Here is a 22,991-nt window from a genome sequence, read left to right as displayed (position 1 = left end):
TGACCTGTGCAATCTGGCACAACGACCGCACCGGCCAGCCCGTCATGCGCTCGCTGACCGCCTATGACCACTAACCCTTCGCATCATTCATCTAGTAGACCGGCTTCTCGGGCTCGATCTGGTTGACCCAGCCGATCACGCCGCCGCCCAGGTGGACGGCGTCGGAGAAGCCCGCCGACTTGAGGACGGCCAGCACCTCGGCCGAGCGGACGCCCGTCTTGCAGTGCAGCACGATCTTCTTGTCCTGCGGCATCCGCTCCAGCGCGGTGCCCATCAGGAACTCGCCCTTGGGGATCAGCGTCGCGCCGGGGATGTTGACGATCTCGTACTCGTTGGGCTCGCGGACGTCGACCAGGAAGATGTTCTCCTCGTCGTCCAGCCACTCCTTGAGCTGCTTGGAGGTGATGGTGGAGCCCGCGGCCGCCGCCTGGGCCTCCTCCGACACGACGCCGCAGAAGGCCTCGTAGTCGATCAGTTCGGTGACGGTCGGGTCGTCGCCGCAGAGCGCACAGTTCGGGTCCTTGCGGACCTTCACCGAGCGGTACTGCATCTCCAGGGCGTCGTAGATCATCAGCCGGCCGACCAGCGGCTCGCCGACACCGGCGAGCAGCTTGATGGCCTCGGTGACCTGGATCGAGCCGATCGAGGCGCAGAGCACGCCCAGCACGCCGCCCTCGGCGCAGGAGGGGACCATGCCCGGCGGCGGGGCCTCCGGGTAGAGGCAGCGGTAGCAGGGGCCGTGCTCGGCCCAGAACACGCTGGCCTGGCCGTCGAAGCGGTAGATCGAGCCCCAGACGTACGGCTTGCCGAGCAGCACCGCGGCGTCGTTCACCAGGTAGCGGGTGGCGAAGTTGTCGGTGCCGTCCACGATCAGGTCGTAGCCGGAGAAGATCTCCATGACGTTGGAGTTGTCGAGCCGGTCCTCGTGCAGGATCACGTCGACGTAGGGGTTGATCTCCTTGACCGAGTCACGGGCGGACTCGGCCTTGGAGCGGCCCACGTCGGACTGGCCGTGGATGATCTGGCGCTGCAGGTTCGACTCGTCCACCGTGTCGAACTCGACGATGCCGAGGGTGCCGACACCCGCCGCGGCCAGGTACATCAGGGCGGGCGAACCGAGGCCGCCCGCGCCGACGCAGAGCACCTTGGCGTTCTTCAGCCGCTTCTGCCCGTCCATGCCCACGTCGGGGATGATCAGGTGGCGGGAGTACCGGCGGACCTCGTCGACGGTGAGCTCGGCGGCCGGCTCGACCAGGGGTGGCAGCGACACGGGGACTCCGATGGTCGTCAGTTCATAAGGCTTTGCTGTGCCAACAGTGTCACGTGCCACTGCTATTCCGAGACAGCAGGTCCGTCATGTGAGATGGCCGACACCGGATGCCGAGACTGCCCCGCTCTCCCGCGATGCCGCTGGTCACACGGCATCCGGTGGCCCTCGGAGGGTTCAGACCCGACAGGCGGTTTCCAGCCAGACGTCGCCCAGGGACTCCTCCAGCGGCACCTGCGTCCGCCATCCGAGACGGTCGCGCGCCGTCCGGACGTCCGCCTGACGCCACGGCACCGGCTCCGGCAGTGGCCGCGGCTCGCCCACCCGGTGGTGTTCCCCGCCCTGGCTCGGCACCAGCGCCGGCCGGCCGTCCTCGGCCACGATCCCCTCGAAGCCCGAGGCCCGGACGAGCAGGTGCGCCGCGTCCCGGGCCCGCACCGCGTGCCCGCTGCCGATGTTGATCACCCCGGTGGCCGCCGAGACCGCGGCCGCCTGGACGGCCCGCGCGACGTCCCGGACGTCGACGAAATCCCGGTATCCGGACAGGTCCGGCATCCGCACCTGCAGCTCGTCGTGGACGAGCGCCCGCCGCAGGCCGTCCGCCAGCCGTCCGAACAGCGAGGCCGGCGGCGCGCCCGGGCCCACCACGTCGAAGACCCGCAGCACCGCGGCGTCCAGCCCGGAGGCCAGCACCAGCTCGGTGCCGGCCAGCTTGGACACCCCGTACGGCCCGACCGGCCGGGGCTCGGTGCCCTCGCCGATCGGCGCGCCCGGCTGCATGGGCCCGTACTCGGCGGCCGAGCCGATGTGCACCAGCCGGGCGGGCTCGCGGCTGCGCCGGATCGCCTCGCAGACGGTGGCCACCGCCAGGGTGTTGGAGCGGATCAGCGTCCGCGAGCTGCCGTAGGTGGCGCCCGCGCAGTTGATCACCACCTGCGGGGCGACCGCGTCCAGGAACCGGGACAGCGCACCCGGGCTGCCCGCGGTCAGGTCGAACCGGATGTCGGCCGAGTCCCGCCGGCCGAGCACGGTGACCTGCAGGTCGGGCTCGGTGAGCAGGCGGTCGGCGACCCGGCGGCCGATGAAGCCGTCGGCGCCCAGCAGCAGCACCCTCATCGGGGGTGTCCTTCCACGAGGCCCGGCCGCGGGGCCGGGCGGGACTACGGAATGCGTACGGATTGCGTGGGTGGCGGCCCGTCAGTCCTCCGGCGGGCCGCCCGAGGACTCCGTGCAGCCGGTCCTCGGATCGGCGAGGACCAGCCAGGTGTACGGCGCCAGCAGCGCCGTCGCCGCGACGCACACCACCGGCGGCGGCACCGGCCCGGCGGCCGCGAGCAGCGCCAGCACGGCGCCGACCGCGGCCGGGGCGGCCACCGCCACCACCGTCCGGCCGCTGCGCAGCAGCACCGCGGCGAGCAGCAGCAGAACGGCCAGCAGGGCCTGCACCGGCCCGGCGGCGGCCGGCACGTCCGCGGCGAGGGGCAGCACGGCGGCGGCCGTACCCGCAACGGCGAGCTGGACGACGGCCGCGACCGGCAGCAGCGGCCGCATCCGGGCCCGGTACTCGGCCAGCGTCGGCGCGGAGGCGAGGTGCCGGCGGGCCGCGTCGCGCAGCCGCCGGGAGGCGAGGTCGGCGGCGCCGGCGGCGAGCGCGAGCACGGCGGCCGGGCCGAGCCCGCCGGCGGCGGCGGGCGCCATCAGCAGTCCGGCGCCCAGGCCGTAGCCCGCCCGGGCCACCGGACCCGTGGACGGCGCGGCCAGGGTGAGCCAGCCGACCGCGAGCAGCGCCGCGGGGACGGCCGCGACCGGCCCGACCACCTGGGACAGCCAGGGCACCGCGGCCAGCATCCCGGCCGCCGGCAGGTGCAGGGCGGCGGTGCCGAGTGCCCGGGCGGCGTCCGGGGCCCAGGGCGCGGCGGGCGCGGCCGGGGCGGGCGGCTCGGGACGGCGCTCCACCCGGGCGTGCATCTCCTCGGCGAGCGCGAAGAGGTCGGCGTGCCGGTAGCGGGCCGCGGCGCCGTCGGAGAGCCCGGCGTCCTCCAGGCCGGCGGCGATGTCCAGCGGGTCGACGGCCTGTTCGCAGAGCCGGCGGTGCTCGGCCATCAGGGCCCGGACGGGGTCGCCGGGGCGGGTGTCGGGGGGTGCCGGCGGGCGGCCGGGGCGGCTCATCGGCTCGCCTCCGCGAGCGCGCCGGGTTCGGCCCGGCCGCCGTCCGGGGCCGGACCGTCCGGCGCGGCGGCGTCCGCGGCCCCGGACGGGCCGCTCTCCGGCGCCGCCGGGGCCTCCCGGCGGGCCTGCGGGGCGGGCACCGGCGCCCCGGCGACCCAGTACTCGGCCGGGCGGGCGAAGGGCCGCATCCGCTCGGCGGCGGCCGGGAAGGCCGGCCAGCGGGAGACCACTTCCAGGTAGATCTCGCGGAAGGCCGCGGCCTCCGGCTCCAGGGCGAAGCGCTCCTGGGCGCGCAGCCGACCGGCGAGGCCGAGCCGGGCGCGCCGCTCCTCGTCCCCGAGCAGCGCGAGGCAGGCGTCGGCGAGGGCGCGCGGACTGCGCGGCGGGACGACCAGCCCGGCCGGGCCGAGCACCTCGGGGACGATCCCGACCTCGGTGGCGATCACCGCGCGGCCGCTGAGCATGGCGTCGGCGAGCAGCCGGGGGCTGCGCTGGGACAGCGCGGTGAAGACGACGGCGCTGCCGGCCGCCCAGGCGTCGGCGGTGGCGGGCGGCCGGCCGGCGAAGTCGACCGCGGCGTGGACGCCGAGGCGGCGGGCGATGGCGCGGCAGTGCGCCAGGTAACCGGGCGCGGCCTCCTCGCCGTACATCCGCAGCCGGGCCGTGGGCAGTTCGGCGCGGACGCGGGCGAAGGCGTGCAGCATCAGCTCCGGGTCGCGGCCGGGCTCCAGGGCGCCCGCCCAGACCAGGGTGGGGCGTTCGGGCTCGGCGCCGGCCGGCTCGCGGCCGGCCTCGGGGGTCGACTCGTGGACGACCCGGATGCGCTCCGGGTCGGCGCCGCAGCGTTCCTGCCAGCGCCGGTCGTAGCCGCTGCCGGGGGTGAGGACGGCGGCCTGCCGGGAGGTCTCGGCGGTGAGCTGCCGGAAGAAGGCGAGCAGCAGGGCGCGCACCGGCCAGCGGTACGGGGCGGTGCGGTAGCCACGGTACTGCTCGCGCAGGTGCAGGCCGTGCTCGGTGAGCACGAAGGGCACCCCGTGCAGGTGCTTGGCGACCAGGGCGGGCAGGACGGCGGGGCCGCCGCCGGCGACGTGGCAGAGGTCGGCGGAGCCGAGGCCGCTCGGCCCGGTGCCGTACCAGGGGGCGGAGAGCGGGCGGAGCAGCTGCTCCAGCAGGTCGCCGGCGACCAGGACGTCGCGGACCAGCGGCTGGCCGGCGGCGGTCTCGGCGCCGGGGGCCCGCCAGACCCGCTCCAGGGTGCGGTGGGCCCGGCCGGAGCCGAGGAAGGCGGGCAACGCGCCGTCCTCCCGGGCGAGTTCGGCGAGGCGGTAGAGCGCGGGGCCGAAGCGGGCCCGCTCGTCGGGGTGGACCAGGGAGCGGACGAGGTCCTCGTAGGCGGTGGCGTAGCAGCGGCGGCGGTGCGCGGCGGGGCGTCTGCCCGCCGGGCGGCGGCCCCATATCGGCAGCTCGTGGACGGCGAGCAGGCCGCGCGGGGGCGCGCCGGCGAAGTCGGCACCGCCCCCGGAGCCGAGCAGGTAGAGCTGGAACTCGTGCTCGGCCAGCGCGCCGGCGAGCCGGCCGCACCAGCCGCCCCCTGTGCGCTGGGCGACGGAGAGGTTGCCCTCGGTGAGCAGAGCGATGCGCACGACGACCTCCGGAACGGTGCGATGGACCTGGAATTCGACGACGGGACAGGGAGCCTGGTCACCCGGTGACGGCAATGCTCGGAAAGTCGGCTGCGGCACACCCGGCCCGCCGTGCGGCCGGTGGCGGGCCGCTCGGGGCCCGGCGCCGGCGCCTCTCCCCCACACCTGTTCGGTCCGACAGCACGAAGGTAGAGCGGATCGCCGACAACTCCAGGAGTGCCCGCCGCCATGCCACCTGATTGAGTGAAAGGCCGTGACCTGTCGCCGCCCGGCGCGTTGTGCGGGGCGTTCGGAACCGCGCGCCCGCGCGCGACGGGCCCCCCGGGCCGGCCGGAGTCCGGAGGTCGTCGGGGTCCCCGGTGGTCGCCGGGGACCGCGGCCGTCAGGCCTCGGCGAGCAACTCCCGGACGGCCCGGGCGACCTGCGCGGGGTGCTCCATCATCGCGACGTGCCCGGAGTCGGGCAGCACCAGCAGGCGGGCGTCGGGGAAGGCCTCGCAGGCCCGCTTCGCGGAGCGGTACGAGACCAGCTTGTCCTTCATCCCGTACACCAGCAGCACCGGCGCCTTGACGTGGGCGGCCTGCCGCCAGAGCGACTGCTCGCCGCGCTCGGTGTAGGCCGAGACGATGCCGCGGGCCGAGCCGATGCTGGCCTGCAGCGCGTACGGCAGCCCGAGGCGGCGCCGGTACTCGGTGACCGCGCGGTCCCGGCGGTCGGCGGGGATCCCGTCGACGTCGGCGTAGACCAGGCGCAGCAGTTCGTCGGTGGCCTGCTCGGCGTTCTTGCCGTGGGTGGCGGCCCGGCGGCGCAGCAGCGCGGGGACGCCGGGGACGGCGAGCGCGGCGGTCGGCCAGGCGCTGAGCTGCGGGGGCAGCTCGGGCAGGGCCGGGGAGATCAGGGTGAGGCTGCGCACCAGGTCGGGGCGGAGCGCGGCGAGCCGGACGGAGACGGCGCCGCCCAGCGAGTTGCCGAACAGGTGCACGGGCCCGCGGGCGGTCTTCTCCAGGTAGCCGATCACCGCGCGGACGTGGCCGCTGAGGGTGAGGTTGCCGTCCTGCGGCGGTGCCGACCAGCCGAAGCCGGGGAGGTCGATCGCCTCTCCGGAGACCTCGTCGGCCAGTTCGGCCATGAGGTCGGACCAGTTGTCGGCGGAACCGCCGAGGCCGTGCACGAAGAGCGCGGGCGGCAGGCCGTCCGCCGCGGGGACGCGCGGTCCGACCGCGAGCACCGCGCCCGGCACCTCGACCGTGCGGTGGGGCCCGGGCTCGCTCTGCACCTGCTGATCAGCGCTCATGGAGGACGATCGTAGTGAGCGCAGGTGCCGTTTCCCCAGTACCCCGGCCCGTCTCACCCTGTGGACGGGGCGCACGCGGGTCGTATTGTGGGCTCCCGACAAGTCGATTTCTGCGCTTTACTCGGCTTTCCCAGGCGCAGATCCGGTTACCGAAAAGTAGACTCGGGGCCTGCCGGAGACGCCCAGATCGTGAAGTGAGGACCGCCGTGACGGCCATCCAGGAGGCGCAGGAGCGTCCGCGCGGTGCCCGACTGCCGCGAAGCGCCCGCCGTGAACAGCTGCTCGGAGCCGCTCAGGAGGTGTTCGTCGCGCAGGGCTACCACGCCGCCGCGATGGACGACATCGCCGACCGGGCCGGCGTCAGCAAGCCGGTGCTGTACCAGCACTTCCCGGGCAAGCTGGAGCTCTACCTCGCGCTGCTGGACAAGCACTGCGACGCCCTCGTCGACGCCACCCGCACCGCGCTCGAGGCGACCAGCGACAACAAGCACCGCGTCGCCGCCACGATGGAGGCGTACTTCCACTACGTCTCCAGCGAGTCGGGCGCGTTCCGGCTGGTCTTCGAGTCGGACCTGACCAACGAGCCGGCCGTCCGCGAGCGGGTGGAGCGCGCCTCCGACCTGAGCGCGACGCTGGTCAGCAAGGTCATCGCGGAGGACACCGACCTGCCGGAGGCCGAGGCCAAGCTGCTGGCCGCCGGCGTCTGCGGGCTTGCGCAGATCACCGCGCGCTACTGGCTGTCGCAGGGCCGGGAGATCCCGCGCGACGAGGCCGTCCGGCTGGTCGCCAGCCTGGCCTGGCGCGGCCTGAAGGGCTTCCCGATGCACCCCGAGACGGGCGAGCGCCCGGCGGGCGCCGAGTAGCGATCCCACGACCTTCGCCGCACGGCCGGGCCGGTGCTCTAAGGTGAAGCCGTACGGCGCGGCGATCTCGGACGCATGTTCGAACAACGCGCGTGGATGGCTGCAACCCGGAGGGACGGAAGCCGTGGAGGTCAAGATCGGCGTGCAGAACGCGCCCCGAGAGATCGTTCTCGAGAGCCCGCAGACTGCCGACGAGGTCGAGGGTGCCATCGCCAAGGCGCTGGAGGGCACCTCCAAGCTGCTGGTGCTGGCCGACGAGCACGGCCGCCGCGTGATCGTCCCGGCCGAGCGCCTGGCGTACGTGGAGATCGGCGAGCCCAGCGTCCGCAAGGTCGGCTTCGGCACGCTCTGAGCCCGAGGCCCTGCCCGCAGGGCCACCAGCGCCCCGTCCTCCTCCCGAGGACGGGGCGCTTCGCCGTTCCCGGGCCTCGCGGTGGGGCCGGGGCGGGCGCGGGCCGGGGCCGAGCGGGGGAGATCGCCCGCCGAGCGCGTACGCACCGGCGGCCCCGGGTATGGGCCGGGTCAGGCACACGCCGTACGACCCCGGGAGGCCGCCCGTGCTGGTGGAGACGATCGCCTACGCGCTCATCGGCCTGGCAGTGGGGGCCGGCGCCTTGCTCCTGCTGCCCGAGTACTTCCCGGCGGTCCGCACCCTGACGGTCTCGACCGCCGTGGTCTCGGCCCTGCTCGCCGGGCTGATCGCCCGCTTCACGCTGAACGAGCAGGCGCCCGGCGTCTCGTTGGCCCTCAGCGCGGTCTGCTCGGTGCTGCTGGTCTCCGTCCTGGCCCGGCCCGACCTGGTCGACCGGACCGGCGGCCGGCACCCCGGCCGGCACCGGCCGGCCTGAAGGCACCGCCGGACACCCGACGGGGGCCCCGGCGGGGAAACCTGAGGCGCGGGTCCGAAGGCCAGGGGTGCACCACAAGGGGCGGAGGAACTGCGCGATTCGGATGCGGGCCACCGTCCGGACCAGGGGCGCGCCGGATTCGTCAGGAGCAACCCCTCCCGGACTGTGCAGTTCTCCCCCGGCCTTCGGCCGGGAGGTGCCCCACGCGCCCCCGTGTGGCATCCGACGTCTTCGAAGAAACGTCCTAGGACGCGAGGCCGAGGGCCGCCATCCGCCGGGTGTGGGCCTCGGTGATCCTGGTGAACATCTTGCCGACCTCGACCAGGTCGAAGCCCTCCACGCCCGACCCGCCGACCAGCAGGTTCGACAGCGCGTCGCGCTCCGCCACCACCCGCTGGGCCTGGCTGAGCGCCTCGCCCATCAGCCGCCGGCCCCACAGCGCCAGCCGCCCGCCGACCCGCGGGTCCTCCTCGATGGCCTGCCGCACCCGCTCGACCGCGAACTCGGCGTGCCCGGTGTCGGCCATCACCTTCAGCACGAGGTCCCGGGTGTCGTCGTCCAGCCGGACGGCGACCTCGCGGTAGAAGTCGGTGGCGATCGCGTCGCCGACGTACGCCTTGACCAGGCCCTCCAGCCAGTCGGAGGGGGCGGTCAGCCGGTGGAAGGCCTCCAACGGCTCGACGAACGGGGTCATCACCTCGGTCGGGTCCGCCCCGACCTCGGCCAGCCGGTCGTGCAGCTGCTGGTAGTGCTGGAACTCGGCGGACGCCATCCGGGCCAGCGCGGCCTTGTCGACCAGGCCGGGCGCGAACTTCGCGTCCTCCGCCAGCCGCTCGAACGCGCTCAGCTCGCCGTACGCCAGCGCGCCGAGCAGGTCGAGCACCGCGGCCCGGTAGCCCGGGTCGGCCGAGCAGGACGCCCAGTCGCCGATCGAGGTGGTCGCGCCGATCGAGGTGACATCGCCAGATTCCTGAGACTCCATGGCTCGCCACCCTAGCCGGGCCGGTCGGGAACGGAGTAAGGCGCGTCACGTGTTCGAGTCGTCGCGCCCCTGTATGGTGGTAGTGAGGCCTGGTGTGATCGCGCGGCCCGCCACTGGTGGCAGGCCGCGCAGACGTGCACAGCACCGACACGCACCCGGCACTCACGTACGCGGATGCCCGGTCGGAGAGCCGATCGGCTCCGACCTTGGCCCGGACTTCGGGCCCAGGCACCGCATCAGTGGCCGAGCGAGGGCCGCCGCGGACCGCGCCGCCCGGCGCAGGTCCCGCGCCAGCCCCTCACGGGAATCCTCCCCGGCGCCGCCGACGACGCCCCGCGACGGGGCGCCGGCCGGCCGCCCAGGGGCGGGCGCGGTTGTGCGACCCACGCAGTGACGGGCCCGAGGCCCGAACGCGCGGGGCCGCCCGCTGCACCTGACTCGCCCTCGGCCCCCACCATGGAAGAGGCAGCACCCTGTCCACCACCGAGACCCCCAAGACCACCTTCCGGGACCTGGGCATCCTCCCGGAGACCGCCGAGGCCCTCGAGTCCGTCGGCATCGTCCACCCCTTCCCGATCCAGGAGATGACCCTGCCGGTCGCGCTGACCGGCCACGACGTCATCGGCCAGGCGAAGACGGGCACCGGCAAGACCCTCGGCTTCGGCCTCCCGCTCATCGAGCGGGTCGTCGTGCGCGCCGACGTGGACGCCGGCCGCGCCACCGAGGACGACCTGTCCGAGAGCCCGCAGGCCCTCATCGTGGTGCCCACCCGCGAGCTGTGCACCCAGGTCACCAACGACCTGCAGACCGCCGGCAAGGTCCGCGACGTCCGCGTCCTCGCCGTGTACGGCGGCCGCGCCTACGAGCCGCAGGTCGAGGCGCTGCAGAAGGGCGTCGACATCGTCGTCGGCACCCCAGGCCGCCTGCTCGACCTGGCCGGCCAGCGCAAGCTGGACCTCTCCAAGGTCCGCGCCCTGGTCCTCGACGAGGCCGACGAGATGCTCGACCTGGGCTTCCTCCCGGACGTCGAGAAGATCATCACCATGCTGCCGGCCAAGCGGCAGACCCTGCTGTTCTCCGCCACCATGCCGGGCCAGGTGATCAGCCTCGCCCGCCGGTACATGAGCCAGCCGACCCACATCCGCGCGGCCGCGCCGGACGACACCGGTGCCACCGTCGCCAACATCGAGCAGCACATCTTCCGCGCCCACTCGCTCGACAAGGTCGAGCTGGTCTCGCGCATCCTGCAGGCCGACGGCCGCGGGCTGGCCATGATCTTCTGCCGCACCAAGCGCACCGCCGCCGACGTCGCCGAGCAGCTGACCAAGCGGGGCTTCGCCGCCGGCGCCGTCCACGGCGACCTGGGCCAGGGCGCCCGCGAGCAGGCGCTGCGGGCCTTCCGCAACGGCAAGGTCGACGTGCTGGTCTGCACCGACGTCGCCGCCCGCGGCATCGACGTCGAGGGCGTCACCCACGTCATCAACTACCAGTGCACCGACGACGAGAAGACCTACCTGCACCGCATCGGCCGCACCGGCCGGGCCGGCGCCTCCGGCACCGCGGTCACCCTGGTCGACTGGGACGACATCCCGCGCTGGCAGCTGATCAACAAGGCGCTGGACCTGCCGTTCAACGAGCCGGAGGAGACCTACTCCACCTCGGCCCACCTGTACGAGCTGCTCCGCATCGCCCCCGGCACCAAGGGCGTCCTGCCGCGTTCCGAGCGCACCCGCGCCGGCCTGGACGCGGAGGAGGTCGAGGACCTCGGCGAGACCGGCGGCCGCGGCGCCCGCTCGCGCGGCCGCGGTGGCCGTGCGGCCGCCGCCGAGACCGCCGAGCCGGCCGAGAAGCCGGCCCGCCGCCCCCGTGAGCGCCGCCGCACCCGCGGCGGGGCCGGTGCTGCCGTCGAGGCGGCCGCCGAGGCCGTCACGGCCGAGACCGCCGCTCCCGCCCCCGTCGCGAACGGCGAGGGCGACACCGATGCGGCCCCGCGCCGCCGTCGCCGCCGCACCCGCAGCGGTGCCGGCGAGGCCGCCGCGGTCACGGCTCCGGCGGAGGGCGCCGTCGCGACCGCGACCGTCGAGGTTCCGGCCCAGCAGGCCGCCGAGACCGTGCCGGCACCCCGCCGGCGGACCCGTGCCGCGGCCGCCAAGCCGGCGGTCGAGGACGCCGCTGCCGAGGCGACCGACGGCGGACCCGTGGCGACCACCCCGGCCCCGCGTCGGCGGACCCGCAAGGCCGCGGCTCCGGCTGCTGCCGCGGAGGCGGGCACCGAGGCCGCTGCCGAGGCGACCGCGGAGGGCGAGGCCGCGCCGCGCCGCCGTACGCGCACCCGCCGCCCGGCGGCTGCCGCCGAGGCCGTGCAGGAGAGCTGACACGACGCACCGGAGGGCGGGCCCGTTTCGAACGGGCCCGCCCTCGGGCATGTCCGGGGCCGGCGAACGGGCACGACGCTCGGGCCGCCGTACTCGACGGGGCCGGGGCGGTGCGGCGCACGGGTGCGGCCCCGGCCCTCCCGTCCGCGCCGTTCCCCGCGCCCCTGGCGGGGGCGCCGTGGCGGCGGCGCCTAAGCTCGGAGGACGAGATCCGCCGCCCCGTCTGGAGCCCCTTGCGATGAGCACTCCGCCGTTCCTGGCCCTCCCCCGGTGCGCCCGGGCGCTGCGTCTGGCCACGGCCCGCGGCGAGTTCGCCGCGCTGCTGGCCGAGCCGGAGGGGCCGGTGCGCGGCACGGCCCTGCTGGTGCCCGGGTTCACCGGCAGCAAGGAGGACTTCATCGCGTTGCTGGAGCCGCTGGCCGCGGCCGGGTACCGGGTGGCGGCGGTCGACCAGCGCGGCCAGTACGAGACCGGCGGCCCGGCCGACCCGGAGGCGTACCGGATCGGGGAGCTGGCCCGGGACGTGCGGGCGCTCTCGGCGGAGCTCGGCGGCCACGGGCCGCTGCACCTGCTCGGTCACTCGTTCGGCGGACAGGTGGTGCGGGAGGCCGTGCTGGACGCCCGGGGTCCGCTGCCGTGGCGGTCGCTGACCCTGCTGTCGACCGGCCCGGGCGCCATCGACCCGGCCGAGGCGGCCCGCACCAAGCTGCTGCTGGACGCCCTGCCGGTGATGGACCTGGAGGCGATCTGGCAGGTCATGAAGCAGATGGAGGAGGGCAGCGGGGCCGGTCCCGCGCCGCGTCCGGAGATCGCCGGGTTCCTGCACCGCCGGTGGGTGGCGAACGTGCCGCAGGCGCTGTCCGCGATGGGCGGCCATCTGGTGGCGGCCCCGGACCGGGTCGCCGAGCTCGCCGCCGCGCCGCTGCCGGTGCAGGTGGTGTCGGGCGTGCGCGACTACGCGTGGCCGGTCGAGGAGCAGGCGGCGATGGCCCGGCGCCTGGACGCCCCGTACACGGCGGTGCCGGACGCCGGGCACTCCCCCAACGCCGAGCAGCCCGCCGCGACCGCCGCCGCGCTGGCCTCCTTCTGGGGCTGAGACCCAGGCCCCTGAGACCTGGGCCCGACCCGGCCCGACCCCCTGCCCGCCGGGCCCTGCCGCGCCCGGCGGGCAAAATCAGGGACAAAATTGTTTAGTTCGGGTAATATTTGAGTCTGTCCGGGAATCGTTGCGCCACGAGCCCGGTTGCCCCTCACTGCGGCATACGCCGAAACCGGGACTTTACGGACGGGCAACCAGCAGGAATCAGCGGTGCGGGACTGTGAACCCATGAGGCGATGTCGCCTCGGCTGCACAGGCCGCACGGCGCGCGAGGGGGGACGATGCGAGCAGCAGCCGGACGACAGACCCAGCAGGTGCCGGCCGACGACCGGGTGGTCGGCGGCCTGCCGCATCCGCCGCGACCCACGGGGCGGAGAAGGGAGAGGCCCATGCGTTTCGAGATCCTCCGACTGGACGACGCCTCCGGTGTCGCCACCGATCGACTGATCGTCGACGCCGAGACCGTCGGGCAGTACGTGAAGGATGCCGCCGCGACCGGCGAGCGCCTGTACATCCGGCCGTGCAAGAACGTGTGAGCGGAGCCGGACGGGCACCGGCCGCGTCCGACGTTCCGAGACCCGCTGACGCCCCGTCATCCCGAACAGGGACGACGGGGCGTCAGTGCGCCCCCGGACACCCGGTGCGACCAGGGTGGTGTTTGCCGCCGCCCGGGACGGGACATTTCCCAACGGGGCCGAGCGCCCCGACGCGAGGCACCCCGTACGGGTGATCGTCCTTGACGCGGCGGTCCGGAGGGAGGAGCGTTGTCGGCTATGAGGGGCGAACCCAGCTGCCCGAGGTGCGCCGGTCGGGTCCGCGCCCCCGGGCTCTTCTCCGACACCTGGCAGTGCGACCAGCACGGTGCGGTCCACCCGATGCAGCCGGTGCTGCCGCCCAGCGTCGAGGCCCTGAACGTCGCGGTGGCCCGCTCGCAGGTGCCGGTCTGGCTGCCCTGGCCGCTGCCGGTCGGCTGGCTGTTCACCGGGATCGCGCACGTCGGTGACGACCTCTCGGGTGCCCGCGCGACGGCGGTCGCCTGCGCCGGCCCGGCCCCGCTGGGCGGCTTCGGCGAGCTGGTGCTCGTCGCGGAGGAGCTCGGCGTGGGCCTCGGCGCCCGCTACGCCGGCCTGGACGGGCCGGACCCGGGCGAGAGCGTCTCGCTCTACAAGCCGGCCGACGCCAAGCTGATGGCGGCCGGCCGGCCGACGCCGATGTTCCACGTGCCCGACGCCCCGGTCGACCGCGCGGTGTACGTCGGCGAGGCACGCGGTCTGTGGCTCTGGGCGGTCGCCTGGCCCGAGCAGTCGGCGCTGCTGATGCACGACGAGCTCGTCCTCACCGACCTGAGGGACGCCGGCGCGGAGCTGGGCCTGCTGCCCTGCGGCGCGCTGACCCCGCGACTGCTGGGCTGACGCACGGGCGGCCACGCGGCCGGCCGTCGGGCCGGTCCGCGGTTCGCCGCCCGGCCCCCGGCGCGCCCGCCGGGCGCACTAGGCTGGGCCGGGCCAGCAACACGCACCACCACGCCCCACCGGCCTCCTGGAGCCCCTCCCGTGCGCATCGACCTGCACGCCCACAGCAACGCCTCCGACGGCACCGACAGCCCGGCCGAGCTGGTCGCCGCGGCCGTCGCCGCCGGGCTGGACGTGGTGGCCCTGACCGACCACGACACGGTCGCCGGGCACGCCGAGGCCGCGGAGGCCGTCCGGGGCACCGGTCTGACCCTGGTGCCGGGCGCCGAACTCTCGTGCCACGTCGACGGCATCAGCATGCATCTGCTGGCCTACCTGTTCGACCCCGCCGAGCCCGCCTTCGCCGCCGAGCGGGAGCTGGTGCGCACCGACCGGTTCCGGCGCGGGCGGGCGATCGTCGAGCGCTGCCGCGAGCTCGGGGCGCCGATCGACTGGGAGCAGGTGGAGCGGATCGCCGGGGCGGGCTCGGTGGGCCGTCCGCACATCGCCAGCGCCCTGGTCGAGGCGGGCGTGGTGGCCACGGTCTCCGACGCGTTCACCGCCGAGTGGCTGGCCAACGGCGGGCGGGCGGACGTCCGCAAGCACGAGACGGACCCGGTCACCGCCGTCCGGCTGGTGCGGGCGGCGGGCGGCGTCCCGGTGTTCGCGCACCCGGGCGCGGTCAAGCGCGGCCGGACGGTCTCCGACGAGGTGATCGCCGACCTGACCGCCGCGGGCCTGGGCGGCCTGGAGGTCGACCACACCGACCACGACGGGCCGACCCGGGAGCACCTGCGCGGCCTGGCGGCCGAACTCGGCCTGTTCACCACCGGCTCCTCGGACTACCACGGGCACCGCAAGACCGTCCGGCTCGGCGAGTACACCACCGACCCGGCCGCCTACGAGCAGCTCGTCGACCAGGCCGCCGGGGCCGCACCGATCCGCGGCTGACCCCGGGCACCCCGGGGCCGGCGGCCCGACCCGCCGTCAGGCGCGCCGAACCGGGGGCACGACACCCCGGAACCGGACAATTCACCCATGGATGCCAGGGTGTTCGGGTCGCTCTTCGTGACCCTCTTCGTGATCATGGACCCGCCGGGCACCATCCCGATCTTCCTGGCGCTCACCTCGGGGCGGGCGCACCGGGTGCAGCGACGGATGGCCTGGCAGGCGGCGCTGGTCGCGCTGGGGGTGATCACCTGCTTCGGGCTGTTCGGCCGGCAGATCCTGGACTACCTGCACGTGTCGATCCCGGCGCTGCAGGTCTCCGGCGGCATCCTGCTGCTGCTCATCGCGCTGGACCTGCTGACCGGCAAGATCGAGGAGCCGACCCAGACCAAGGAGGTCAACGTCGCGCTGGTGCCGCTGGGGACGCCGCTGCTGGCCGGGCCCGGCGCGATCGTCGCGGTGATCCTGGCGGTGCAGAAGGCGGACGGCGCCGCGCAGTACGCGGCGGTCTGGGCGGCCATCGTGGCGATCCACGTGGTGCTGTGGCTGACGATGCGTTTCTCGCTGGTGATCATCCGCATCATCAAGGACGGCGGTGTGGTTCTCATCACACGCCTGTCCGGCCTGCTGCTGTCGGCGATCGCGGTGCAACTGGTGGCGAACGGCGTGTTCGCCTTCGTCGACCAGGCCACCTGACCGCCCGTCGGACGGCCCCCGGTCAGTCGAGCGGGACGGCCCGCCGGTTCGGGTCGCGCAGGTCGGTGCCGTGCCGCAGCCACCGCTCCTGGAGCTCGGCGGCGCCGTGCACGCGCTTGTGGCCGGCCTCGTTCGGGGTCATCGGGAGCAGCGGCAGGAAGCGCACCGGCTCGGCCGGTCCGGCGAGTTCGACGTCCTCGACGAGGCCGCCCGGCTCGGCCACCAGGACGGAGGTGAAGGGCGCGCCCTCCCACAGCGGGGCACCCAGGTCGAGGGAGCCGCCGGGAGCCACCACCAGGCCCTCGACCTGCGGCGTTGCGGCGAAGGTGGCCAGCGCGCGGAGCACGTCGTCGCGCCCTCCGCGGACGGTGAGCACCAACTCGGCGCGGGGGCCGCGCACCGGGTCGGCGACCACCGCGGTGGGGTCGGCCATCGGGCTCGCGGCCATGCCGAGGGTGGCGTAGCGGACGAGCCCCTCGGCGTCCGGGCCGAAGCGCAGCACCTCGATCCGCTCGGTGCCGAGGAAGGTGACCGAGGCCCGGCCGCTGCTCTCGCCGAAGGTGGTGAGCAGGCGCGCCTCGACGGCCGCCAGCACGGCCGTGCGGGTGAGTTCCGCGGAGCCGCCGGAGGGATCGGAGAAGTCGCCGAACAGCGGGAAGTCGTGGGCCATGCACGCGACCTTAGCGCCCGGGGGGTTGTCGCTTCGCGCACACCCCAGCGGCGGCACGCCGACAACTGTTAGTGTGGGGGGCTGGCTACCGGGGATGCTGACCCTTGGGGCCGCGGCATGAAGGAGGTGGTTGCGGTGGATACCAGCCGACCATGCAGTACCGGCAGCTCTGCCCGGCCTGTCCTTCTCCGCCGCACCCACCCCTGACGAGGTAGTTGAGGCGGCGTCACACCCGGCCGGGAGAGCACCTTCCCGGGGGCCGGGGCACCCAAACCGAAGTCTTGCCGATTCTTTGGCGATTTCTTGGTGAGCCCCGTCCGACCTGGGCGTCCATCGGTGTTCCTCGCCGTCGCACCACGGCCGTCACCGCCTGCCGTGCGGCGGCTCCTGCCCCAGGAGCCTGCCATGTCGATGATCAACAACCTGCGTGCGGCCGTCCGCCCGCACCGCCGCCGCGACACCTCCTTCGACACCCTCCGTCCGGGCCACGCCCCTTCGGCCGTGGTCGACTGCGCCGTCTACCAGGACGGCAAGCGGGTCGGCGAGAGCTGCAGCCCGCGCGAGGCCGTGGCCCGGGTCAAGCTGTGCCGCCAGCAGGACGCCGGCTCGTTCAGCTGGATCGGCCTGCACGAGCCCACCGAGGCCGAGTTCGAGGGCATCGCCCAGCGCTTCGGCCTGCACCCGCTGGCCGTCGAGGACGCGGTGCACGCGCACCAGCGTCCCAAGGTCGAGCGGTACGACGACGTGCTGTTCGCCGTCTTCAAGACGATCCGCTACGTCGAGCACGACCAGCTCACGCCGACCAGCGAGGTCGTGGAGACGGGCGAGCTCATGGTCTTCGTCGGCCAGGACTTCGTCATCACCGTGCGGCACGGCGGGCACGGTTCGCTGCGCGAGCTGCGGCGCCGGCTGGAGGGCGACGCCGACGGCTCCGGCCTGCTCGCCAAGGGCCCGTCCGCGGTGCTGCACGCCATCGCCGACCACGTGGTCGACAACTACCTGCTGGTCGCCGAGCGGCTGCAGACCGACGTGGACGAGGTCGAGTTCGACGTCTTCGCCGGCAAGGCGGGCCGCGGCGCCGACGTCGGCCGGGTCTACCAGCTCAAGCGCGAGGTGCTGGAGTTCAAGCGGGCGGTGGCGCCGCTGCTGCGTCCGATGCAGCTGCTCTCCGAGCCGATCCAGCGACTGATCGACCCGGACATCCAGAAGTACTTCCGGGACGTCGCCGACCACCTGGCCCGGGTCACCGAGCAGGTGCACGGCTTCGACGAGCTGCTGAACTCGCTGCTCCAGGCCAACCTGGCGCAGGTGTCGGTGGCGCAGAACGAGGACATGCGCAAGATCACCGCCTGGGCGGCGATCTTCGCGGTGCCGACCATGATCACCGGCATCTACGGCATGAACTTCGACTACATGCCCGAGCTGCACCACAAGTACGGCTATCCGATGGTGCTGGGCAGCGTCGTGGTGATCTGCATCGCCATGTACCGCGGGTTCCGGCGCAACGGGTGGCTCTGACGACCGGTCACGCCGGGCGGCCCGTCAGCCGCCCTTCCGGCCGCCCCGGGCGACCAGCACCAGTCCGAGCAGGATCAGGCCGACCGCCGGGTACGCGGCCACCGGCGGCCACTGGCCGAGCCACACGGCCGCGATCAGGGCCGCACCCGGGGTCTCCAGCAGGATCGCCGTCGAGGTGACCGAGGGGCCCAGGGTGCGGACCACCCGGTTGCTCAGCGAGTGCCCGAGCAGCTGGGCGGCCACCATCAGCAGCACGATCTGCCACCACACCCCGGCCGGCCAGCCCGACAGCGGGGAGCCCGCCACCAGGCAGACGCCGAACAGCGCCGTGGCCGTGGTGGTGTAGCAGACCAGCGTGTACGCGGTGGTGCTGACGGTCCGCCGGACCTCGGCGCCGAGCAGCACGTAGCCCGCGGCCGCCGCCCCCGCGCCCAGCGCGAGCGCGTCGCCGAGCAGGGCCCGCGGGGAGAGCGACAGGTCGACGCCGGTGAGCACCAGCACGCCCGCGAAGGCGACCGCCACGCCGATCCGCACCGGCCGCGGCGCCCGCTCGCCCATCAGCCGCAACAGCAGGATCGTCCACAGCGGGGTGGTGGTGACCAGCGCGGTCGCCGAGGCCACCGAGGTCATCCGCAGGCTGGGCATCCACAGCGCGAAGTGCACCGCGAGCAGCACGCCGGCGGCGACCGCGAGCAGCAGCGCCCGGCGCCCGATGCCGCGCAGTTCGGCGCGGTGCCGCAGCAGCGCGTACGGGCCGAGCACGCCGACCGACATGAAGTTGCGCCAGAAGGCGATGGCCAGCGGCGGCGCGGCGGTGGCGCTGATCAGCGGGGCGGAGAGCGAGATGCCCGCGATGGAGACGGCGAGCAGCATCAGGTCGACCTGCGGCAGCGCCGGCCGGCCCGGTGCGGGGGCGGCGGGCCGGAGGTCCGCGGGGGCGGCGGTGGCGGCGGGCCGGGCGGGCACGGCTCTCCTTCGAACGGGTCGGGTGCGACCGTCCTACGGTAAGGCCTCAAATGCACTGACGGCGCTGTCGTCCCGGGTGGTGGGACGAAGCGCCGAGCGGCCTCGGGCCGACGGCCCGCCAGGCCGTACGCTGTGGGCCATGGAGCGTACGACGACCCCCGCCGAGGACTTCCTGGACCGCGCCCTGTTGGAGGAGGCGGCGAAGAAGTCCGGACTGCTCTGGGTCCGCCCGGAGGGCGTGCCGAACGGCCGGGCGCTGTGGCACGCCTGGCACGACGGGGCCGTGGTGGTGGTCGGCGACGGCGGCGAGCAGCCGCTGCACGGGCTGGCCGCGGGCGGCCGGGCCGAGGTGACCGTCCGCAGCAAGGACAAGGGGGGACGGCTCACCGGCTGGCTCGCCGACGTCACCGAGCTCGCCCCGCGGAGCGAGGCCTGGCAGGGCGCCGTCGAGGAGCTCAAGTCCAAGCGGCTCAACGCCCCCGACACCGACACCATCGGCGACCGCTGGGCCCGCGAGTGCCGGGTGCTCCGGCTGGAGCCCGCCGGCGCCCTCACCGAGCGCCCCGGCGCCATGCCGGACGGCTCCCACGCGGCCGTGCCGATGCCGACCGGGGCCACCACCCGCCGCCCGATCCCGGCCGGCCTGCCCAAGCTGCTGCTGGGCCGCCGCAAGGGCTGACGCGCCGACGGCCGGCCGGTCCGACCGCCCACGGGGTCCGCGGACCGCCGGGCGGGGCGGACGCGCCGGGCTGCGGCGGGCCACCGCGGGCTCCGGCCCACTCCCGCAGGTATCTTTGGCGCCGGAGGACGCGCCGGGCGCAGCCGTGCGGACGCGGTCGTACGGGCGACGGCGCGACGGACCGCGACCCGTACCGCGACCGCAGGCCCTACGCGGCCGCACCGTCACCAGCGCACCGGCCCGCACCTCGCGGGCCCCGTCCGGAGAGAGGGAGCCGATGGCAGGCGCAGGCAGCCGGGTCTTCATCTCGCACCTCTCCGGGCTCCCGGTCTTCGACCCCAACGGCGACCAGGTGGGCCGCGTCCGCGACGTGGTCGTCTCGCTGCGGATCGGCGGGCGCCCGCCCCGGGTGCTCGGCCTGGTGGTCGAGGTGATCGGCCGCCGGCGGATCTTCCTGCCGATGACCCGGGTGACCAGCCTGGAGTCCGGCCAGGTGCTCGCCACCGGCGTGATCAACCTGCGGCGCTTCGAGCAGCGCCCCTCCGAGACCCTCGTCCTCGCCGAACTGCTGGACCGCACCGTCGTCCGGACGAAGACCGGCGAGGAGGTCACCGTCCTCGACGTGGCCATGGTGCAGGCCCGGCTGCGCGAGTGGGAGATCCGCAAGGTCTTCGTGCAGGTCGGCCGGGTCGGCCGGCTGCGCAAGGCGCGCGGCGAGACGCTCACCCTCGACTGGTCCGAACTCACCGGCTTCTCCCTCACCGAGGAGGGCCAGGGCGCCGCCAACCTGCTCGCCACCTTCGAGCAGCTCCGCCCGGCCGACCTCGCCAACGTGATGCACCACCTGTCGGCGAAGCGCCGGGCCGAGGTCGCCGCCGCCCTCGACGACGACCGGCTCGCCGACGTCCTGGAGGAGCTGCCCGAGGACGACCAGGTCGAGATCATCGGCAAGCTCAAGGAGGAGCGGGCCGCGGACGTCCTGGAGGCGATGGACCCGGACGACGCCGCCGACCTGCTCTCCGACCTCCCCGAGGAGGACGCCGAGCGGCTGCTGCGGCTGATGGAGCCGGAGGACGCGGCCTCGGTGCGCCGCCTGCTCTCCTACGAGGAGGACACCGCCGGCGGTCTGATGACGACCGAGCCGATCGTGCTGGAGCCGGACGCGACCGTCGCCGAGGCGCTCGCCCGGGTGCGGATCGCCGAGAACAAGCCGGCCCTCGCCGCGCAGGTCTACGTCTGCCGTCCGCCGAACGAGACCCCGACCGGCAAGTACCTGGGCACGGTGCACTTCCAGCGGCTGCTGCGCGAGCCGCCGTTCACCCTGGTCGGCTCGCTGGTCGACGACGACCTCGACCCGCTGCCGCCGGACACCCCGCTGCCGCTGGTCACCAGCTACCTGGCCGCCTACAACCTGGTCGCCGCGCCGGTCGTGGACGAGGCCGACCACCTGGTCGGCGCGGTCACCGTCGACGACGTCCTGGACCACCTGCTGCCGGACGACTGGCGCGAGGCGTCCCTGCACGCGGCCGAGAGCGAGACCGTCCATGGATGACCGCAAGCGGGAGGACCGCAAGGGCCGCCGCGACGACAGTCCCCGCCAGCGCATCCAGGGCGAGCTGCGGGAGCTGCGGCAGCTGCGCGAGCTGCGGGCCCGCGAGGGCGTCCGCCCGCAGCGGCCCGAGGGCACCGCCGGACGCAGCCGGCTGGACCAGCCGCGCACCGGCCGCCGCGCCCTCATCCCGATGCCGACCTACGACCCGGAGGCCTTCGGCAAGCTCTCCGAGCGGATCGCCCGCTTCCTGGGCACCGGGCGCTTCATCGTCTGGATGTCCGTCGTCATCGTCGCCTGGGTGGTCTGGAACACCCTGCTGCCGCCGACCGTCCGCTTCGACGAGTACCCCTTCATCTTCCTGACCCTGATGCTCTCGCTGCAGGCCTCCTACGCGGCGCCGCTGATCCTGCTCGCGCAGAACCGCCAGGACGACCGGGACCGCGTCAACATGGAGCAGGACCGCGCCCGCAGCGACCGCAACATCGCCGACACCGAGTACCTGACCCGGGAGGTCGCCGCGCTGCGGCAGGGCCTCGGCGAGGTCGCCACCCGCGACTTCGTGCGCTCCGAGCTGATGGCGCTGCTCAAGGAGCTCGACGACCGGCGGGAGAGCCGCGACCTGGTGTGAGGCCCGGGCGCCGGGTGCCGGCGCCTGCCGTGACCTCGTGTGACGGGCAGCACGCTACCGGCGAGTCGGGGTCCGTCCGCGGCGCCGTACCATCAAGGCATGGCCAACGAGACCGAGATTGCCGCAGGCGTGACGGAGGAGTCCGTCCGCAAGGCGCTGGCGACCGTCAACGACCCGGAGATCAACCGCCCGATCACCGAGATCGGCATGGTGAAATCCGTCGAGATCGCCGAGGGCGGCGCCGTGAAGGTCGGCGTGTACCTCACCGTCTCGGGCTGTCCGATGCGCGAGACGATCACCAACCGGGTGACCGACGCGGTCGCGAAGGTGCCCGGTGTCACCGGTGTCGAGGTCGAGCTCGACGTGATGAGCGACGAGCAGCGCAAGGAGCTCTCGCAGCTGCTGCGCGGCGGCGCGCCCGAGCGCGAGATCCCCTTCGCCAAGCCGGGCACGCTCACCCGGGTCTACGCGGTGGCCTCCGGCAAGGGCGGCGTCGGCAAGTCCTCCGTCACGGTCAACCTGGCGGCGGCGATGGCCGCGGACGGCCTCAAGGTCGCCGTGGTCGACGCCGACATCTACGGCCACAGCGTGCCCCGCATGCTCGGGGTCGAGGGCCGGCCCACCCAGGTCCAGGACATGATCATGCCGCCGTCGGCGAACGGCGTGAAGGTCATCTCGATCGGCATGTTCACCCCGGGCAACGCCCCGGTGGTGTGGCGCGGCCCCATGCTGCACCGCGCGCTGCAGCAGTTCCTGGCCGACGTGTACTGGGGCGACCTCGACGTCCTGCTGCTGGACCTGCCGCCCGGCACCGGCGACATCGCGATCTCGGTGGCCCAGCTGGTGCCCAACGCCGAGATCCTCATCGTCACCACCCCGCAGATGGCCGCCGCGGAGGTCGCCGAGCGGGCCGGCACCATCGCGCTGCAGACCCACCAGAAGATCGTCGGCGTCATCGAGAACATGTCGGGCATGCCCTGCCCGCACTGCGACGAGATGATCGACGTCTTCGGCACCGGCGGCGGCCAGACCGTCGCGGACGCCCTCACCCGGAGCGTCGGCGCCACCGTTCCGGTGCTCGGCTCGATCCCGATCGACGTCCGCCTGCGCGAGGGCGGCGACGACGGCCGCCCGGTCGTCCTGTCGAACCCCGAGTCCCCGGCCGGCGCCGCCCTGCGGTCCGTCGCGGGCAAGCTCGGCGGCCGTCAGCGCGGCCTGTCCGGCCTGTCCCTGGGTCTCACCCCCAAGAACAAGTTCTAGCGGACGCGCAGGGGCGCGGGGCCGCACCGCGGGAGGCACACCGTGCCGTCCCGTCGTGCGGACCCCGCGCCCTGCGTGCTGCC

General features: G+C 74.6%; 22 protein-coding genes. 14 read left to right on the top strand and 8 right to left on the bottom strand.

Going from position 1 to position 22,991, the window contains the following annotated elements; translation table 11 throughout:
- Nucleotides 1-91: 91 nt before the first annotated feature.
- From moeZ to AB0442_RS28135, 5 genes are all read right to left on the bottom strand, one after another.
- Nucleotides 92-1,270 (bottom strand): adenylyltransferase/sulfurtransferase MoeZ, encoded by a 1,179-nt coding sequence (gene moeZ / locus AB0442_RS28155; RefSeq protein WP_344625588.1) that lies wholly within the window; start codon nucleotides 1,268-1,270, stop codon nucleotides 92-94.
- A gap of 174 nt (nucleotides 1,271-1,444) precedes the next feature.
- Nucleotides 1,445-2,383, bottom strand: coding sequence for an NAD(P)-dependent oxidoreductase (locus tag AB0442_RS28150; RefSeq protein ID WP_263103764.1), 939 nt, complete (start codon nucleotides 2,381-2,383; stop codon nucleotides 1,445-1,447).
- A gap of 81 nt (nucleotides 2,384-2,464) precedes the next feature.
- Nucleotides 2,465-3,436: a hypothetical protein gene (locus tag AB0442_RS28145; protein WP_366166268.1), complete on the bottom strand. Its 972-nt coding sequence runs from the start codon at nucleotides 3,434-3,436 to the stop codon at nucleotides 2,465-2,467.
- Nucleotides 3,433-5,079, bottom strand: a complete 1,647-nt coding sequence (locus tag AB0442_RS28140) for a DUF3492 domain-containing protein (RefSeq protein WP_366166266.1) — start codon at nucleotides 5,077-5,079, stop codon at nucleotides 3,433-3,435. Before AB0442_RS28140 ends, AB0442_RS28145 begins: the two co-directional genes overlap by 4 nt.
- A gap of 382 nt (nucleotides 5,080-5,461) precedes the next feature.
- Complete coding sequence (locus AB0442_RS28135) at nucleotides 5,462-6,373, bottom strand: alpha/beta hydrolase (protein ID WP_366166264.1); 912 nt, start codon at nucleotides 6,371-6,373, stop codon at nucleotides 5,462-5,464.
- A 206-nt stretch (nucleotides 6,374-6,579) separates the two neighbouring features.
- Between AB0442_RS28135 and AB0442_RS28130 the strand changes: the two genes are divergently transcribed.
- From AB0442_RS28130 to AB0442_RS28120, 3 genes are all read left to right on the top strand, one after another.
- Nucleotides 6,580-7,236, top strand: coding sequence for a TetR/AcrR family transcriptional regulator (locus tag AB0442_RS28130; RefSeq protein ID WP_344628422.1), 657 nt, complete (start codon nucleotides 6,580-6,582; stop codon nucleotides 7,234-7,236).
- Between the two features lie 124 nt (nucleotides 7,237-7,360).
- Entirely contained in the window at nucleotides 7,361-7,588 is a 228-nt protein-coding gene (locus tag AB0442_RS28125) for a DUF3107 domain-containing protein (protein ID WP_263103768.1), read from the top strand.
- A 205-nt stretch (nucleotides 7,589-7,793) separates the two neighbouring features.
- On the top strand, nucleotides 7,794-8,084 hold the full coding sequence (locus tag AB0442_RS28120) for a hypothetical protein (protein ID WP_366166262.1): 291 nt from the start codon (nucleotides 7,794-7,796) through the stop codon (nucleotides 8,082-8,084).
- Nucleotides 8,085-8,328: 244 nt separating this feature from the next.
- Here AB0442_RS28120 and AB0442_RS28115 read toward each other — a convergent pair whose 3' ends face one another.
- Nucleotides 8,329-9,066 carry a ferritin-like fold-containing protein gene (locus AB0442_RS28115; protein ID WP_366166260.1) on the bottom strand — a complete coding sequence of 246 codons (738 nt, stop codon included), beginning with the start codon at nucleotides 9,064-9,066 and terminating at the stop codon, nucleotides 8,329-8,331.
- A 584-nt stretch (nucleotides 9,067-9,650) separates the two neighbouring features.
- On the opposite strand from AB0442_RS28115, the gene AB0442_RS28110 reads away from it, so the two are divergent.
- The 6 genes from AB0442_RS28110 to AB0442_RS28085 all read left to right on the top strand — a co-directional run bounded on the left by AB0442_RS28110 (nucleotide 9,651) and on the right by AB0442_RS28085 (nucleotide 15,635).
- Nucleotides 9,651-11,441: a DEAD/DEAH box helicase gene (locus AB0442_RS28110; protein WP_366166258.1), complete on the top strand. Its 1,791-nt coding sequence runs from the start codon at nucleotides 9,651-9,653 to the stop codon at nucleotides 11,439-11,441.
- A 238-nt stretch (nucleotides 11,442-11,679) separates the two neighbouring features.
- Nucleotides 11,680-12,537: an alpha/beta fold hydrolase gene (locus tag AB0442_RS28105; protein ID WP_366166257.1), complete on the top strand. Its 858-nt coding sequence runs from the start codon at nucleotides 11,680-11,682 to the stop codon at nucleotides 12,535-12,537.
- A gap of 392 nt (nucleotides 12,538-12,929) precedes the next feature.
- Nucleotides 12,930-13,076 carry a hypothetical protein gene (locus AB0442_RS28100; RefSeq protein ID WP_263103774.1) on the top strand — a complete coding sequence of 49 codons (147 nt, stop codon included), beginning with the start codon at nucleotides 12,930-12,932 and terminating at the stop codon, nucleotides 13,074-13,076.
- A gap of 237 nt (nucleotides 13,077-13,313) precedes the next feature.
- Entirely contained in the window at nucleotides 13,314-13,952 is a 639-nt protein-coding gene (locus AB0442_RS28095; RefSeq protein ID WP_344626746.1) for a DUF6758 family protein, read from the top strand.
- 141 nt (nucleotides 13,953-14,093) lie between these two features.
- Entirely contained in the window at nucleotides 14,094-14,942 is an 849-nt protein-coding gene (locus AB0442_RS28090; RefSeq protein ID WP_366166255.1) for a PHP domain-containing protein, read from the top strand.
- 87 nt (nucleotides 14,943-15,029) lie between these two features.
- Nucleotides 15,030-15,635: a MarC family protein gene (locus tag AB0442_RS28085; RefSeq protein WP_366166254.1), complete on the top strand. Its 606-nt coding sequence runs from the start codon at nucleotides 15,030-15,032 to the stop codon at nucleotides 15,633-15,635.
- Nucleotides 15,636-15,657: 22 nt separating this feature from the next.
- Here the strand turns inward: AB0442_RS28085 and AB0442_RS28080 are convergent, their stop codons facing one another.
- The gene (locus AB0442_RS28080) at nucleotides 15,658-16,305 is read right to left on the bottom strand and encodes a suppressor of fused domain protein (protein WP_366166252.1); all 648 of its coding nucleotides are present in this window, start codon (nucleotides 16,303-16,305) and stop codon (nucleotides 15,658-15,660) included.
- Between the two features lie 405 nt (nucleotides 16,306-16,710).
- On the opposite strand from AB0442_RS28080, the gene corA reads away from it, so the two are divergent.
- The gene (gene corA, locus AB0442_RS28075; protein ID WP_263103779.1) at nucleotides 16,711-17,823 is read left to right on the top strand and encodes a magnesium/cobalt transporter CorA; all 1,113 of its coding nucleotides are present in this window, start codon (nucleotides 16,711-16,713) and stop codon (nucleotides 17,821-17,823) included.
- A gap of 24 nt (nucleotides 17,824-17,847) precedes the next feature.
- Here the strand turns inward: corA and AB0442_RS28070 are convergent, their stop codons facing one another.
- Complete coding sequence (locus AB0442_RS28070) at nucleotides 17,848-18,696, bottom strand: DMT family transporter (RefSeq protein ID WP_366166272.1); 849 nt, start codon at nucleotides 18,694-18,696, stop codon at nucleotides 17,848-17,850.
- A 232-nt stretch (nucleotides 18,697-18,928) separates the two neighbouring features.
- Between AB0442_RS28070 and AB0442_RS28065 the strand changes: the two genes are divergently transcribed.
- The 4 genes from AB0442_RS28065 to AB0442_RS28050 all read left to right on the top strand — a co-directional run bounded on the left by AB0442_RS28065 (nucleotide 18,929) and on the right by AB0442_RS28050 (nucleotide 22,908).
- Nucleotides 18,929-19,468, top strand: coding sequence for a hypothetical protein (locus AB0442_RS28065; protein WP_344626743.1), 540 nt, complete (start codon nucleotides 18,929-18,931; stop codon nucleotides 19,466-19,468).
- A 277-nt stretch (nucleotides 19,469-19,745) separates the two neighbouring features.
- Nucleotides 19,746-21,020, top strand: coding sequence for a CBS domain-containing protein (locus AB0442_RS28060; protein WP_366166250.1), 1,275 nt, complete (start codon nucleotides 19,746-19,748; stop codon nucleotides 21,018-21,020).
- Complete coding sequence (locus AB0442_RS28055) at nucleotides 21,013-21,648, top strand: DUF1003 domain-containing protein (protein ID WP_366166248.1); 636 nt, start codon at nucleotides 21,013-21,015, stop codon at nucleotides 21,646-21,648. The genes AB0442_RS28060 and AB0442_RS28055 overlap by 8 nt, the downstream gene beginning before the upstream one ends.
- A 99-nt stretch (nucleotides 21,649-21,747) precedes the next feature.
- Entirely contained in the window at nucleotides 21,748-22,908 is a 1,161-nt protein-coding gene (locus AB0442_RS28050) for an Mrp/NBP35 family ATP-binding protein (protein WP_363548459.1), read from the top strand.
- The last annotated feature ends 83 nt before the right edge of the window (nucleotides 22,909-22,991 follow it).

Origin of the sequence: Kitasatospora sp. NPDC085895, from assembly GCF_040702125.1 — a bacterium.
Lineage (GTDB): Bacteria > Actinomycetota > Actinomycetes > Streptomycetales > Streptomycetaceae > Kitasatospora > Kitasatospora arboriphila.
The sequence above is the reverse complement of the archived record's forward strand: the minus strand, read 5'-3'. Positions and strand labels throughout refer to the sequence as shown.

Bases quoted from the DNA above. Each gene is read 5' to 3' on its own strand.
- corA (WP_263103779.1), top strand. From the start codon at position 16,711: ATGTCGATGATCAACAACCTGCGTGCGGCCGTCCGCCCGCACCGCCGC.
- AB0442_RS28055 (WP_366166248.1), top strand. From the start codon at position 21,013: ATGGATGACCGCAAGCGGGAGGACCGCAAGGGCCGCCGCGACGACAGT.
- AB0442_RS28110 (WP_366166258.1), top strand. From the start codon at position 9,651: ATGACCCTGCCGGTCGCGCTGACCGGCCACGACGTCATCGGCCAGGCG.
- AB0442_RS28145 (WP_366166268.1), bottom strand. From the start codon at position 3,436: ATGAGCCGCCCCGGCCGCCCGCCGGCACCCCCCGACACCCGCCCCGGC.
- AB0442_RS28050 (WP_363548459.1), top strand. From the start codon at position 21,748: ATGGCCAACGAGACCGAGATTGCCGCAGGCGTGACGGAGGAGTCCGTC.
- AB0442_RS28150 (WP_263103764.1), bottom strand. From the start codon at position 2,383: ATGAGGGTGCTGCTGCTGGGCGCCGACGGCTTCATCGGCCGCCGGGTC.
- AB0442_RS28060 (WP_366166250.1), top strand. From the start codon at position 19,746: ATGGCAGGCGCAGGCAGCCGGGTCTTCATCTCGCACCTCTCCGGGCTC.
- AB0442_RS28115 (WP_366166260.1), bottom strand. From the start codon at position 9,066: ATGGAGTCTCAGGAATCTGGCGATGTCACCTCGATCGGCGCGACCACC.
- AB0442_RS28070 (WP_366166272.1), bottom strand. From the start codon at position 18,696: ATGCTGCTCGCCGTCTCCATCGCGGGCATCTCGCTCTCCGCCCCGCTG.
- AB0442_RS28085 (WP_366166254.1), top strand. From the start codon at position 15,030: ATGGATGCCAGGGTGTTCGGGTCGCTCTTCGTGACCCTCTTCGTGATC.
- AB0442_RS28065 (WP_344626743.1), top strand. From the start codon at position 18,929: ATGGAGCGTACGACGACCCCCGCCGAGGACTTCCTGGACCGCGCCCTG.
- AB0442_RS28105 (WP_366166257.1), top strand. From the start codon at position 11,680: ATGAGCACTCCGCCGTTCCTGGCCCTCCCCCGGTGCGCCCGGGCGCTG.
- AB0442_RS28135 (WP_366166264.1), bottom strand. From the start codon at position 6,373: ATGAGCGCTGATCAGCAGGTGCAGAGCGAGCCCGGGCCCCACCGCACG.
- AB0442_RS28095 (WP_344626746.1), top strand. From the start codon at position 13,314: ATGAGGGGCGAACCCAGCTGCCCGAGGTGCGCCGGTCGGGTCCGCGCC.
- AB0442_RS28100 (WP_263103774.1), top strand. From the start codon at position 12,930: ATGCGTTTCGAGATCCTCCGACTGGACGACGCCTCCGGTGTCGCCACC.
- AB0442_RS28080 (WP_366166252.1), bottom strand. From the start codon at position 16,305: ATGGCCCACGACTTCCCGCTGTTCGGCGACTTCTCCGATCCCTCCGGC.